Raw genomic sequence first — 13,451 nt, 5'->3', positions numbered from 1 at the left:
GTTTTACGGCATGTTCCTCTACGGCCATTGATTTGGGAATGTTGTTATCTTCAACGATCAATGAGTAAAACAAATATATCCGTCACGATTGCCATCAATGGGCTCAGCTCATAACCTGCACGCCATTTTGTTTGTCTGCCGAGCCTGCACATGACTGCCACCTTTTCCCCACGGGCGCAGCGTTTTTCCCGCTCCGACTACAAAACCCTGGGCCTGGCCGCCCTCGGCGGCGCCCTGGAAATCTACGACTTCATTATCTTCGTGTTCTTTGCGCTGACCCTCAGCCAACTGTTCTTCCCGCCGGAAATGCCCGAGTGGCTGCGCCTGTTGCAAAGTTTCGGCATTTTCGTCACCGGCTACCTCGCCCGTCCATTGGGCGGCATCCTGATGGCGCACTTTGCCGACCACCTGGGACGCAAGCGCGTCTTCAGCCTGAGCATTCTCATGATGGCCTTGCCCTGCCTGCTGATCGGCGTCATGCCGACCTATGCGCAAATCGGCTATTTCGCCCCGCTGATCCTGCTGGCGCTGCGCGTGCTGCAAGGCGCAGCGGTGGGCGGCGAAGTGCCCAGCGCCTGGACCTTCGTCGCCGAGCACGCGCCGCGTCACCATCGTGGCTATGCCTTGGGTTTTTTGCAGGCCGGCCTGACCTTCGGTTACCTGCTGGGGGCGCTAACCGCCACCTTGCTGGCGCAAGTCTTCAGCCCCGCCGAAATCCTCGACTACGCCTGGCGCTTCCCCTTCCTGCTCGGCGGCGTATTCGGCGTGATCGGCGTATGGCTGCGCCGCTGGCTCAGTGAAACCCCGGTATTCCTGGAGATGCAGGCGCGTCGCCAGGCCGCTGCCGAAATGCCCTTGCGCACCGTGCTGCGCGACCATCGCGCCGTGCTGCTGCCGGCGATGATCCTCACCTGCGTGCTGACGTCTGCCGTGGTGGTGCTGGTGGTCATCACCCCGACCATGATGCAGAAAACCTTCGGCATGAGCCCCAGCCACACCTTCGCTCTGAGTGCCCTGGGCATCGTCTTCCTGAATATCGGCTGCGTCCTCGCCGGCCTGCTGGTGGACCGCATCGGCGCGTGGCGCGCGGTATTGGTCTACAGCCTGTTGCTGCCGGTGGGCATTGCGCTGCTGTACGCCAGCCTGATCGCCGGCGGCGTGTGGCTCGGCGCGGCGTATGCCGTGGCGGGCCTGAGTTGCGGCGTGGTGGGCGCGGTGCCGTCGGTGATGGTCGGGCTGTTTCCGGCGCCGGTGCGGGTATCCGGCATTTCCTTCACCTACAACATTGCCTACGCACTCTGGGCAAGTACTACACCGTTGTTGTTGATCGCGCTGATGCCGACCAGCCCGTGGATCTGCGTGGGGTATTGCGTGGTGATGGGGGCGGTTGGGGTAGCGAGTGTGGCGCTATTTGGCAAGCGCCACACCTTGGCCGCCTGAGGGGTCAGGTCAGGAAGTGCCAGAGCAACAAGGTACCCACTAACCCGACCACCGAAACAATCGTCTGCAACACCGACCACACCCAGATCGTCTGTTTCAACTGCAAGCCAAAGTACTCACGCACCATCCAGAACCCGGCGTCGTTGACGTGGCAGAAGAACACCGAGCCGGCGCCAATCGCAAGGGCGACCAATGAGCTTTGCGTTGCCGCCAACCCGGCCATCATCGGCGCGAGGATGCCGGCGGTCGTGGTGGTGGCGACGGTGGCCGAGCCGGTGGCCTGGCGCAGGGCCACGGCGATCAGCCAGGCCAGCAGCAGGTAGGGCATGTGCGCGCCTTCGGCGACTTTGCTGATGGTCTGGCTGACGCCGGCGTCCAGCAGGGTCTGCTTGAGGCCGCCGCCGGCGCCGATGGTCAGCAGCAGTACGGCGATGGGCGCCAGGGCTTTGCGCAGGGTGTTGCCGACGTCGGCGCGTGGCATGCCCGCCGCCCAACCCAGGCAGACGACCGCGGCGATTACGGCCAGGCCGAGGGCGACCAGCGGTTCACCGAGGAACTTCAAGGTCAGGGCTAGGGTGCTTTCCGGCGCCAACGCGACTTTAGCCAAGGTGCTGCCGAGCATCAGGATTACCGGCAACAGAATGATCAGCAGCGACACACCGAAGCTCGGCTGGCGCGGGGCCTTGGGCGGTGCGCTGAACAAGGCGCCGATATCGGCCGGTTCCTCCACGTGCAGGCGCTTGGACAGCCAGTTGCCATACAGCGGCCCGGCCAGGATCACGGCCGGCACCGCCAGGCAAAAGCCCAGCAACATGGTCAGGCCCAGGTCGGCGTGCAATGCGCCTACGGCAATCAGCGGCCCAGGGTGAGGTGGCATCAAGGCATGCAAGGTGGTCATGCCCGCCAGTGCAGGGATGGCGATCTTCAGCAATGGCTGGTTCGAACGCTTGGCCATCACAAAGATGATCGGCACCATCATCACCAAGCCCACTTCGAAGAACAGCGGCAGGCCGATCACCATGGCGACCAACGCCATCACCCAGGGCAATGACTTGCCTTTACCCAGCCCGAGCAACGTGGTGGCAATACGGTCGGCCGCACCGGATTCGGCCATCAGCGCGCCGAGCATCGCACCCAGGGCAATGATGATCCCGGCTTCCCCGAGAATCGTCCCGGCGCCTTTGCTGAAAGCCTTTGCCACTTCTTCCGGTGGCAGGCCGGCGCCGACCCCGGCGATAAAGGTGCCGATCAGAATCGACAGGAAGGGCGGCAGTTTGGTCGCGCTGATTAGCACAATGATGCTGGCGATCGCCAACAGCACGCAGAGCATGAGGCGGGTGTCGTGAACCATCCACGCGGCAGTCGATAACTCCAAGACGGGACTCCTTATCGAGCAGGTTGGCTAATATGTTTCTTTTTGTTTCGGCCCGAAAAGCATACCTGATACATCTTCCCCAACGCGTGCATGAACGATTTTGGTGCGCCCGAAGCTAACGACCCTCTGGCGCTCAGATGACAATTTTGCAAACCATGCCAGTGGATCTGGCCTATAGCTCTATGATCCGCCCCATCCCAACCCACGAGGACATTTCATGAGCGCAGGACACAGCCACGCCCAAGTACGCGCCGGCCACGAACGCAAGTTATGGATCGCCCTGGGGCTGACCGGCAGCTTCATGCTGGCCGAAGTCATCGGCGCTTTTATCACCGGCAGCCTGGCGCTGTTGTCGGACGCGGCGCACATGATGACCGACGCCCTGGCCCTGGCGATTTCCCTGGTGGCGATCCAGGTCGCCAAGCGCCCGGCAGACCGCAAGCGCACCTTTGGTTATGCGCGGTTCGAGATCCTGGCGGCCGCCTTCAATGCATTACTGCTGTTCGCCGTGGCGTTCTACATCTTGTACGAGGCTTACCAACGGCTGCAGGCGCCCGCCGAGATCCAGTCCACCGGCATGCTGGTGATTGCGCTGCTGGGGCTGGTGGTCAACCTGATCTCCATGCGCCTGCTCAGCGCTGCCAGTGGCGAGAGCCTTAACGTCAAGGGCGCCTACCTGGAAGTCTGGAGCGACATGCTGGGCTCCGTCGGCGTGATCATTGCCGCGCTGGTGATCATGTTCACTGGCTGGGGTTGGGTTGACTCCGTGGTCGCGGCCGCCATCGGCTTTTGGGTATTGCCGCGCACCTGGACGTTGCTTAAGGCGAGCATGAACATCCTGCTGCAAGGTGTGCCGGAGGGTGTGGACATCGAACAGGTGGAGCAGGCCATCCGCAGCGTGCCGGGGGTCAGGGACGTGCACGACCTGCATATCTGGGCCCTCACCAGTGGCAAGAACGTGCTGAGTACGCATCTGGTCGCGGATGCGTCCCAAGGCAGCGAGCAACAGATCCTCAGCCAAGTGACGGAATTACTGCACGAACAATTCGATATTTCCCATGCCACGATCCAGGTCGAGGGCGAGGGTTTTCAACATGACGATCACGACGAAGTGCATGCCTGAGCCTGGCTAACGGATTTGTAATCTTTCGCCCACGGCCCTGATAAGTACCGAAAGCTACATTGCCCCCGCTGGGAAACCTCAGCGACTTCATGGGCGTGGAACTCTCGTTATGGCAATTTTCGTTAGAACACTGTTGGGGGCGGCGGCACTGGTAGTGTGGATATCCGCAAACGCCGCCCAGGCACAACCCCTCACCCTCGATGCAGCCTTGCAAACCGCCTTCGCCAACAACCCGGACCTGGCGGCCGCACAATGGGAAATCGACATCGCCCAAGGCGGCCGCCAACAGGCCGGCTTGATCCCCAATCCGGTGGCCTCCTGGGACGCCGAAGACACCCGCCGCAACAGCCGCACCACCAGCATCAAACTCAGCCAGACCCTTGAACTGGGCGGCAAGCGCGGTGCACGCATTGAGGTGGCCACCCGCGCCCAGGATGCCGCCGCGCTGACCCTGGAGCAGCGTCGCAACCAGTTGCGTGCCGAGGTCATCGACAGCTACTACGGCGCCCTGCGCGCCCAGGAACGCCTTGACCTGGCGCAACGCTCCATGACGCTTGCCGAGCGCGGGCTAGTGGTCGCCAATGGGCGCGTCACCGCTGGCAAGTCGTCGCCGGTGGAAGCCACTCGCGCCCAGGTGCAGGTGTCGGAAATCCGTCTGGAATTGAACCGCGCACAGATTGGCCTCACTGACGCCTACCGTCGCCTCGCCACCAGTACCGGCAGCGCCGCCACCGACTTCCAGGCCGTCGCCACGCCAAGCACCTCGGTACCGGCGTTACCCGCCGCCGCGCCATTGCTGGCACGCGTTGAGCAAACTGCCGAATTGCGCCTGGCCGAACTCAGCATTGTGCAGAAGGAAGCCAGCGTGGGCCTGGAAAAAGCCCAGCGCATTCCTGACCTGGACGTGTCGATCGGCAGCCAATACGACGCCAGTGTGCGCGAACGGGTGAACCTGGTGGGCGTGTCGATGCCGATCCCGCTGTTCAACCGCAACCAGGGCAACATCCTCGCGGCCACCCGACGCGCCGACCAGGCCCGCGACCTGCGCAACGCCGCCGAACTGCGCCTGCGCACCGAAACCCGCCAGGCCCTGGACCTGTGGCAAACCGCGAACACCGAAGTGCGCGCGTTCAACCAGCAGATCCTGCCCGCCGCACAAAGTGCGGTAGACAGCGCCACCCGTGGCTTCGAGATGGGCAAGTTCAACTTCCTCGACGTGCTCGACGCCCAGCGCACCTTGATCGCGGCCCGCACCCAATACCTTGCCGCCACCGCCCAGGCCACCGAGGCCTGGGTACGCATCGAACGCATTTACGGCGACCTCGCCCGCTTTTGATTTTTCCTGGAGTCTCCTGATGAACAAAAAACATGGCATGGCGCTCGCCGTCGCCTTGGGCCTGATGCTTTCCGGCTTCGCCCACGCCGAGGAAGAAGAAGGCAAGCTCGAACTCACCGAGCAGCAGATTCAAGCCGCCGGCATCCAGTTGGCCCAGGCGCAACCGCGTGCCATCAGTACCGTGCTGACGCTGCCGGGCGAAGTGCGTTTTGATGAAGACCGTACCTCCCATATCGTGCCCCGTGCGGCAGGCGTGGTGGAGGCGGTGAAGGTCAACCTGGGCCAGTCGGTGAAGAAGGGTGAGCTGTTGGCGGTGATCGCCAGCCAGCAGATTTCCGACCAGCGCAGCGAATTGGCCGCCAGCGAGCGCCGAGTCGAACTGGCGCGCACCACCTTCCAGCGCGAGCGTCAGTTGTGGCAGGACAAAATTTCTGCCGAACAGGATTACCTGCTGGCGCGGCAAACTCTGCAAGAAGCCGAAATCGCCCTGAACAATGCGCGGCAAAAAATGACTGCGCTCAGCGGCAGCGCGGTACTGGCCGGCGGCAATCGTTATGAACTGCGTGCGCCCTTCGCCGGTGTGGTGGTGGAAAAACACCTGGGGGTGGGCGAGGTGGTCAGTGAAACCAGCAATGCCTTTACCCTCTCGGATCTGTCCCAGGTGTGGGTCACCTTCGGCGTATTTCCCAAGGACTTGAACAAGGTTCGCGTGGGCAAACCGGTGAAAGTCAGCTCGACGGAAATGGGCACCGAAGTGCTGGGCACCGTGGCCTATGTGGGCAACTTGCTCGGTGAGCAGACGCGCACCGCCACCGTGCGCGTAACGGTCCCCAACCCTGACGACGCCTGGCGCCCGGGCTTGTTTGTGGCCGTGCAAGTGGCCACCGACACCTACCAGGCCAAGGTCACCGTGCCGCAAACCGCTGTCCAGACCGTCGAGGACAAACCCTCGGTGTTTGTGCGTACCGAGGACGGCTTTATCACCCGCCATCTTGAACTGGGCGTCAGTGAAAACGGCTACGTCGAAGTGCGCAAAGGCCTGGAGGCCGGCGCGCAGGTGGCGACGGCTGGCAGCTTCATCCTCAAGTCCGAACTGGGCAAAGGCTCGGCCGAACACGCCCATTGATCCTGCGAGTGATTCCCCATGTTTGAGCGCCTTATCCAATTCGCCATCGAGCAGCGCATCATCGTGTTGCTGGCGGTGCTGTTGATGGCCGGTGTCGGCATCGCCAGCTATCAGAAACTGCCCATCGACGCAGTGCCTGACATCACCAACGTACAGGTGCAGATCAACTCGGCGGCGGCCGGTTTTTCGCCGCTGGAAACCGAGCAGCGCGTCACCTTTCCCATCGAAACCGCCATGGCCGGCCTACCGGGCCTGCAGCAGACGCGATCGCTGTCGCGTTCCGGTTTGTCCCAGGTCACGGTGATCTTCAAGGACGGCACCGACCTGTTCTTTGCCCGCCAACTGGTCAACGAACGCCTGCAAGTGGCCCGTGAGCAATTGCCTGACGGCATCGAAACCGCGATGGGGCCGATTTCCACTGGCCTTGGGGAAATTTTCCTGTGGACCGTCGAAGCCGAGGACGGTGTGCGCAAAGATGACGGCACGCCCTACACACCCACCGACCTGCGGGTGATCCAGGACTGGATCATCAAACCGCAACTGCGCAACGTGCCAGGCGTGGCCGAGATCAATACCATCGGCGGCTTCGCCAAGGAATATCAGATTGCGCCAGACCCCAAGCGCCTGGCCGCTTACAACCTGACCCTCAACGATTTGGTCACGGCGCTGGAGCGCAACAACGCCAACGTCGGCGCCGGCTATATCGAGCGCAGCGGCGAACAGTTGTTGATCCGCGCGCCTGGCCAGGTGGCGTCTATCGACGACATCGCCAACATTGTCATCACCACCTCGGACGGCACACCGATCCGCGTGCGCAATGTGGCCCAGGTCGACATTGGTCGTGAGCTGCGTACCGGCGCCGCCACCGAAAATGGCCGTGAGGTGGTGCTGGGCACGGTGTTCATGTTGATCGGCGAGAACAGCCGCAGCGTGTCCCAGGCGGTGGCGAAAAAGCTTGAGGAGATCAACCGCTCGCTGCCCGAAGGCGTGGTGGCGGTCACTGTTTACGACCGCACCAACCTGGTGGAAAAAGCCATCGCCACGGTGAAGAAAAACCTCTTCGAAGGTGCGTTGCTGGTGGTGGCGGTGTTGTTTCTGTTCCTGGGTAATATCCGTGCAGCGCTGATCACTGCGATGGTGATTCCGCTGGCGATGCTGTTCACCTTCACCGGCATGTTCACCAACAAAGTCAGCGCCAACCTGATGAGCCTGGGCGCGCTGGACTTCGGCATTATCGTTGACGGTGCGGTGGTGATCGTCGAGAACGCCATCCGCCGTCTGGCCCACGCACAGCAGCGCCACGGCCGGTTGCTGACCCGCAGTGAACGCCTGCACGAAGTGTTCGCCGCGGCCAAGGAGGCACGACGCGCGCTGATCTTCGGGCAGTTGATCATCATGGTGGTGTACCTGCCGATCTTCGCTCTCACGGGCGTGGCCGGGAAGATGTTCCACCCCATGGCATTCACCGTGGTGATTGCCTTGCTCGGCGCGATGATTTTGTCGGTGACCTTCGTACCGGCGGCGATTGCGTTGTTCGTCACCGGCAAGGTCAAGGAAGAAGAAAACTTCGTCATGCGCAGTGCGCGTCGGGTGTATGACCCGGTGCTCAACTGGGTGATGGTGCGTCGGCCCCTGGTGTTCGGCCTGGCCGCACTGACCATCGTTGTGTCGGGGTTGGTCGCCAGCCGCATGGGCAGTGAATTTATCCCCAGCCTCAGCGAAGGTGACTTTGCCCAACAGGCGCTGCGTGTGCCTGGCACCAGCCTGACCCAATCAGTGCAGATGCAGCAGCAACTGGAAAAAACCTTACTGGCCCAAGTGCCGGAAATCGAGCGGGTGTTTGCGCGCACCGGTACGGCGGAAATCGCCTCCGACCCGATGCCGCCGAATATTTCCGACAGCTACGTGATGCTCAAACCCAAGGACCAATGGCCGAACCCGAAGAAGTCCCGCGAGGCAATCATCGCCGATATCCAACGGGCCAGCGCGATTGTGCCGGGCAGCGTGTATGAGCTCTCGCAGCCGATCCAGTTGCGCTTCAACGAGCTGATTTCCGGAGTGCGCAGCGATGTGGCGGTGAAGGTGTTCGGCGATGATATGGCGGTGCTCAACCAGACTGCCGGGGAAATCGCCGAGACCTTGCAGAAGCTCAACGGCGCCTCGGAAGTGAAGGTGGAACAGACCTCCGGCCTGCCGGTGCTGACCATCAATATCGACCGCGACAAGGCCGCTCGCTTCGGCCTGAATGTGGGTGATGTGCAGGACACCATCGCCGTCGCTGTCGGTGGGCGCCAGGCCGGTACGCTGTACGAGGGTGATCGGCGTTTTGACATGGTGGTGCGCTTGTCCGACACGTTGCGCACCGATATCGACGGCTTGTCACGGCTGTTGATCCCGGTGCCGGCGCTGGCGAGTAGTACCTCGGGGCAGCTGGGCTTTATCGCCTTGTCCCAGGTTGCCAGCCTCGACCTGGTGCTGGGCCCCAACCAGATCAGCCGCGAGAACGGCAAGCGCCTGGTGATCGTCAGCGCCAACGTGCGCGGGCGCGATATCGGCTCGTTTGTCGAGGAGGCCGAAGCCGCCATCACTACCCAGGTGAAAGTCCCTGCCGGTTACTGGACCACCTGGGGCGGCCAGTTCGAACAGTTGAAGGAGGCTTCCGAACGCTTGCGCATCGTGGTGCCGGTAGCGTTGCTGTTGGTGTTCGGGTTGCTGTTCATGATGTTCAACAACCTCAAGGACGGCCTGCTGGTGTTTACCGGCATCCCCTTCGCGCTCACCGGCGGGATCATGGCCTTGTGGCTGCGTGATATTCCGCTGTCGATTTCGGCGGGTGTGGGCTTTATCGCCTTGTCGGGCGTCGCGGTGCTTAATGGCCTGGTGATGATCGCCTTCATCCGAAACCTGCGCGAGGAAGGCCGCTCGTTATCGGTGGCGATCCACGAAGGCGCGTTGACCCGCTTGCGCCCGGTACTGATGACCGCGCTGGTGGCGTCCCTCGGGTTTATCCCCATGGCACTCGCCACCGGCACCGGCGCCGAAGTGCAGCGTCCATTGGCGACGGTGGTGATTGGCGGGATTATTTCTTCGACCTTGCTGACCTTGCTGGTGCTGCCGGCGTTGTATCAGTGGGCTCATCGCCGCGAAGAAGAGCCCGCCTGACAACCGTGAAAACGCCGCAATGTGCGGGCTTACCCTCTGTAGGAGCGAGCTTGCTCGCGAAAAACCCACAGGCGCCGCGTTTATTCAGGAAACACGCGTTATCGTTGACGTTTTTCGCGAGCAAGCTCGCTCCTACATTGGGCCTAGGCTGGCTTTGAAGGAAACACCAGGCTGAACCGCGTAAAACGCCCAGGCTGGCTGGTGACATGAGCATGCCCCTGATGCAAATGCATGATCGATTTCACGATGGCCAGCCCCAGCCCGGTGCCGCCCTCTGCACGGGTACGGCTGCTGTCGGCGCGGTAGAAACGTTCGAACAGGTGCGGCAGGTGGTGCGCTTCAATGCCTCGCCCCGGGTTGCCCACCGACAGCGATACGCTCTGCTCGTAGGTCTCCACCAACAGCAACACGGTAGAGGCCTCGGGTGTGTGGCGAATGGCATTGGAGAGCAAGTTGGAAATCGCCCGCTGGATCATCAGGCGGTCGCCGGTCAGCCAGGCATCGCCGAGCAGGCTCAGGGTGACGCCTTTATCTTCGGCGCTCAGGGCAAACAACTCCATCACGCGCTGGGCTTCCTGCGCCAGGGACACCTCGGTGAATGAGGCCCGCGCCGCCGGGTGGCTGACCTGCGCCAGAAACAGCATGTCGCTGACAATCCGCGCCAGGCGCTCGAGTTCTTCGGTGTTGGATTCCAGCACCGCCTTGTATTCCTGCGGCGGGCGCTGACGCGACAGGGTCAACTGGGCCTTGCCCATGAGGTTGGTCAAGGGTGCGCGCAGTTCGTGGGCCAGGTCATCGGAGAATTGCGAGAGTTGCTGCACCCCGGCATCCAGGCGGTCAAGCATCACGTTGATGCCGTGGGCCAGTTCACCCAGTTCGTGGGGCAGGTTGTCCACAGACAAGCGATGGGTGAGGTCTTGGGTGGTGACTTTCGCCGCCACCTGGCTGAACTGCTTCAACGGCGCCAGGCCCCGTTGCACCAGCCACCAGGCGCCCATGCCAATCAGTATCAGCAGTAGCGGCAGCGCAATCAGCGTGGCGCGCAGGTAGGCACTGAGCAATGCCTGGTCGTCCATGCGGTCCAGGGACAGCAGCACCCGCACACGTTCACCGTTGGCCAGGCGCATCAAGCTGGAGGCACTGAGTACCTGGTTGCCGTAGCTGTCGACCCAATTGAGGTAGCCCAGGGTTTCCCGTGGCTTGAAGTCGGTGAGCAGTGGTTCCTGGGGCTTGCTGCCGACGTTCAGCAGCACGCTGTTATCGGGCGCGGTACCGACGATGGTCAGGTGGAAATTGTCGTGGCCGATCACCAGGTCCATCAGCGAGTGCGGGCGGGCGCGGATGGCATGGGCGTCCAGGCCCAGGGCCAGGCTGTGCTGGATCTGTTCCATCTTGCTTTCCAGGTTTTTTCGCGCGAGTTTTTCCAGCTCATGGGTGAGGGCCAGGTAGGCCAGGGTCGCCAGCAGCAACACCAGGCCCGCGCCCATCAGGCTGACCGTCAGGCCCAGGCGCATCGACAGGCTGCCGGTCTTCATGGGCGCGCTTCCAGCACGTAGCCTACGCCGCGAATAGTGTGGATCAGCTTGACCTCGCTCTGGTCATCCACCTTGGCGCGCAGGCGGCTGATGGAGACTTCGACCACGTTCGTGTCGCAGTCGAAATTCATGTCCCACACCAGGGAAATAATCTGTGTGCGGGTCAGCACTTCGCCGGCCTGGCGCATCAGCACTTGCAAGAGTGCGAACTCCTTGGTGGTCAGGTCGATGCGCCGGGTGCCGCGATAAGCGCGGTGGCGGCGCGGGTCTAGTTCCAGGTCCGAGACGCGGAACACTTCCGGCTGTGGAATGTGCTCGCTGCGACGCATCAGGGTGCGCACGCGGGCCAGCAGTTCGGGAAACTCGAACGGCTTGACCAGATAATCGTCGGCGCCCATGTCCAGGCCCTTGATCTTGTCAGCCAGCCGGCCACGGGCGGTGAGCATCATCACGCGCTGGGTGCCGTTGCGGCGCAATTGTTCCAGTACTTGCCAGCCATCCTTGCCCGGCAGGTTCACGTCCAGAATCACCAGTTCATAGGCGTGTTGCCCGGCCAGGTGCAGGCCGTCGATACCATTGGCGGCGCAGTCGACCACGTAGCCACTTTCGTTCAAGCCCTGTTGCAGGTAGTCGGCGGTTTTCTGCTCGTCTTCAACCACAAGAATACGCATGGGGGTTACCTCTTGAATTAGGGGAGAGAAGGCGCCCATGTCCCTATGGCGGCGGGTTCGGAAGTGGGAAAAGTCTGAAGGCTAAAGTAGCTTTAGGGTCAACTGCGACCGTCGGTCGCATGTGTCGCAGGCAAAAAAAACGCCCCAAGCGGGGCGTTAAAAATTCATCTCTTTCCAAAGGAGCTACACAAAAGCTTCAGAGATGAATGTGCTCGGGTGAATAAGTTGAAGCGAGTATAGAAAGTTCCACTTAACGAGAAGCTGAGGCCAATATTACAATTTTGATAACTGGCTATTTGTGAACAGATGTTAGTTAATCGCGAGCGAATGTAAGGGCTACAGCACGACCAATGGGTATTCGGCAATCAGACGAACTTCTTCCAGGTCTGATTCAAACGCACTGGAGCGCACGGTGGCCTGGCGCAAGCGCAGGGACAAATCCTTCAAACGCCCACTTTGCACCACGTATTTGGCCTCGATATCCCGTTCCCAGCGGCGTTGATCGGTCAAGGGGTTACCCGCTGCATCGCGGCGCATATACACGGCATTGGCGTTGCTATAGTCGGCGCCGGTGCCTTTGCCGTAGCGGGTCATGAACGACAAGCCGGGAATGCCGAACGCTTGCATGTCCAGGTCGTAGCGCACCATCCATGAGCGCTCCTTGGGCGCGTTGAAGTCGCTGTACTGGATCGAGTTATTGAGGAAGATCGAGTCTGATTGGCGCAGGTAGTCGAAGTCATCGTCGCCGTTGTTACGCTGGTGCGACACGGCCACGCTGTGGGCACCGACCTTGACCCCGAGCCTGGCGCTCCAGATGTTGTTGTCGAACTCGCCGAGCCGTTTCTGGCCTTCGTCCACGGCCTTGTAGTAGTTGAAGTCGCCGAACAATGACACGTCGTCGGTCAATGCGTAATTGGCATTGCTGCCGAAGTAGTACTGATCCCAGGCGTCCTTCAAGCGGCTGCTGTACAGGCTAAAGCCCAGATGGCTGTTGAGCTGGTAGTCACCGCCGAAGTAGGCGATCCAGGGCGAGTCGACCTTGCCTGCATAGAAGGTGGCAAAGCCTTTGTTCATGCCGCTTTCACTGGGCTGGCTCATGCCGCTCAGGCGCCCGCCTTGCAGGCTCAAGCCTTCCAGACTGGTGTTTTGCAGGGTGACGCCGCGAAAGCTCTCGGGCAACAGGCGAGAGTCGCCGTAGGCCACCACCGGGGTGAGTGGGAACACGTCGCCGGCCTTGATCACGGTGTCCAGCACGCGCAGTTTCGCCGCGCCGCCGATTTTGCTGTAGCTGTTTTCCGGTTGGTTGTCGCTGTTCACCGGCAGCACGCCGAACGAGCCTTTGCCGCCGCTGCGGCCGCTGCCCGAGTCAAGTGTGAGGCCGTACATGGCGAATGCGTCCAGGCCAAAACCCACGGTGCCCTGGGTAAAACCGGATTCGAATTTGCCGATGAAACCCTGGGCCCAGGCTTCGGAGTAACCATTGCCAGTGGGGCTGGACTGGCCTTTGCGGTCATCGCGGTTGAAGTAGAAGTTGCGTGCCAGCACGTTGATGCGGCTGCCCTCTATAAAACCCTCGGGCTTGTCCTCCACTGCCATGGCGGCCATGGGCAGTGCAGCCATCAGTGAAAAGGGAAGGGTGTAATGACGAATGCTCATGATGCGCTCCTCGGTGATGGCAGTTAT

The 13,451-nt window shown here is 61.8% G+C and carries 9 protein-coding genes; 5 read left to right on the top strand and 4 right to left on the bottom strand.

The features are described 5' to 3' along the window. Positions 1 to 150 precede the first annotated feature (150 nt). Entirely contained in the window at positions 151 to 1,440 is a 1,290-nt protein-coding gene (locus HU730_RS09830) for an MFS transporter (RefSeq protein WP_186526985.1), read from the top strand. A 4-nt stretch (positions 1,441 to 1,444) separates the two neighbouring features. Here HU730_RS09830 and HU730_RS09825 read toward each other — a convergent pair whose 3' ends face one another. Further along, positions 1,445 to 2,815 (bottom strand): gluconate:H+ symporter, encoded by a 1,371-nt coding sequence (locus HU730_RS09825; RefSeq protein WP_089041416.1) that lies wholly within the window; start codon positions 2,813 to 2,815, stop codon positions 1,445 to 1,447. Positions 2,816 to 3,032: 217 nt separating this feature from the next. On the opposite strand from HU730_RS09825, the gene HU730_RS09820 reads away from it, so the two are divergent. The 4 genes from HU730_RS09820 to HU730_RS09805 all read left to right on the top strand — a co-directional run bounded on the left by HU730_RS09820 (position 3,033) and on the right by HU730_RS09805 (position 9,562). Then, positions 3,033 to 3,938, top strand: a complete 906-nt coding sequence (locus tag HU730_RS09820; RefSeq protein ID WP_186526984.1) for a cation diffusion facilitator family transporter — start codon at positions 3,033 to 3,035, stop codon at positions 3,936 to 3,938. A gap of 109 nt (positions 3,939 to 4,047) precedes the next feature. Then, entirely contained in the window at positions 4,048 to 5,274 is a 1,227-nt protein-coding gene (locus tag HU730_RS09815) for a TolC family protein (RefSeq protein ID WP_186526983.1), read from the top strand. Between the two features lie 19 nt (positions 5,275 to 5,293). After that, positions 5,294 to 6,400: an efflux RND transporter periplasmic adaptor subunit gene (locus HU730_RS09810; RefSeq protein ID WP_054897168.1), complete on the top strand. Its 1,107-nt coding sequence runs from the start codon at positions 5,294 to 5,296 to the stop codon at positions 6,398 to 6,400. 18 nt (positions 6,401 to 6,418) lie between these two features. Further along, positions 6,419 to 9,562, top strand: a complete 3,144-nt coding sequence (locus HU730_RS09805; protein WP_186526982.1) for a CusA/CzcA family heavy metal efflux RND transporter — start codon at positions 6,419 to 6,421, stop codon at positions 9,560 to 9,562. A 143-nt stretch (positions 9,563 to 9,705) separates the two neighbouring features. On the opposite strand, the gene HU730_RS09800 is transcribed toward HU730_RS09805, so the two are convergent. The 3 genes from HU730_RS09800 to HU730_RS09790 all read right to left on the bottom strand — a co-directional run bounded on the left by HU730_RS09800 (position 9,706) and on the right by HU730_RS09790 (position 13,424). After that, positions 9,706 to 11,097 carry a heavy metal sensor histidine kinase gene (locus HU730_RS09800; RefSeq protein WP_186526981.1) on the bottom strand — a complete coding sequence of 464 codons (1,392 nt, stop codon included), beginning with the start codon at positions 11,095 to 11,097 and terminating at the stop codon, positions 9,706 to 9,708. Further along, positions 11,094 to 11,768 (bottom strand): heavy metal response regulator transcription factor, encoded by a 675-nt coding sequence (locus HU730_RS09795; protein WP_060764123.1) that lies wholly within the window; start codon positions 11,766 to 11,768, stop codon positions 11,094 to 11,096. Before HU730_RS09795 ends, HU730_RS09800 begins: the two co-directional genes overlap by 4 nt. A gap of 336 nt (positions 11,769 to 12,104) precedes the next feature. Further along, positions 12,105 to 13,424 (bottom strand): OprD family porin, encoded by a 1,320-nt coding sequence (locus HU730_RS09790; protein WP_054921782.1) that lies wholly within the window; start codon positions 13,422 to 13,424, stop codon positions 12,105 to 12,107. Positions 13,425 to 13,451 lie beyond the last annotated feature (27 nt).

The sequence above is a fragment of the Pseudomonas sp. SWRI22 genome, from assembly GCF_014268395.2.
Classification (GTDB): Bacteria; Pseudomonadota; Gammaproteobacteria; order Pseudomonadales; family Pseudomonadaceae; genus Aquipseudomonas; species Aquipseudomonas paracarnis.
The sequence above is the reverse complement of the archived record's forward strand: the minus strand, read 5'-3'. Positions and strand labels throughout refer to the sequence as shown.

Coding starts and splice junctions, on each gene's coding strand:
- HU730_RS09830 (WP_186526985.1), top strand. CDS start 151: ATGACTGCCACCTTTTCCCCACGGGCGCAGCGTTTTTCCCGCTCCGAC.
- HU730_RS09820 (WP_186526984.1), top strand. CDS start 3,033: ATGAGCGCAGGACACAGCCACGCCCAAGTACGCGCCGGCCACGAACGC.
- HU730_RS09815 (WP_186526983.1), top strand. CDS start 4,048: ATGGCAATTTTCGTTAGAACACTGTTGGGGGCGGCGGCACTGGTAGTG.
- HU730_RS09810 (WP_054897168.1), top strand. CDS start 5,294: ATGAACAAAAAACATGGCATGGCGCTCGCCGTCGCCTTGGGCCTGATG.
- HU730_RS09805 (WP_186526982.1), top strand. CDS start 6,419: ATGTTTGAGCGCCTTATCCAATTCGCCATCGAGCAGCGCATCATCGTG.
- HU730_RS09800 (WP_186526981.1), bottom strand. CDS start 11,097: ATGAAGACCGGCAGCCTGTCGATGCGCCTGGGCCTGACGGTCAGCCTG.
- HU730_RS09795 (WP_060764123.1), bottom strand. CDS start 11,768: ATGCGTATTCTTGTGGTTGAAGACGAGCAGAAAACCGCCGACTACCTG.
- HU730_RS09790 (WP_054921782.1), bottom strand. CDS start 13,424: ATGAGCATTCGTCATTACACCCTTCCCTTTTCACTGATGGCTGCACTG.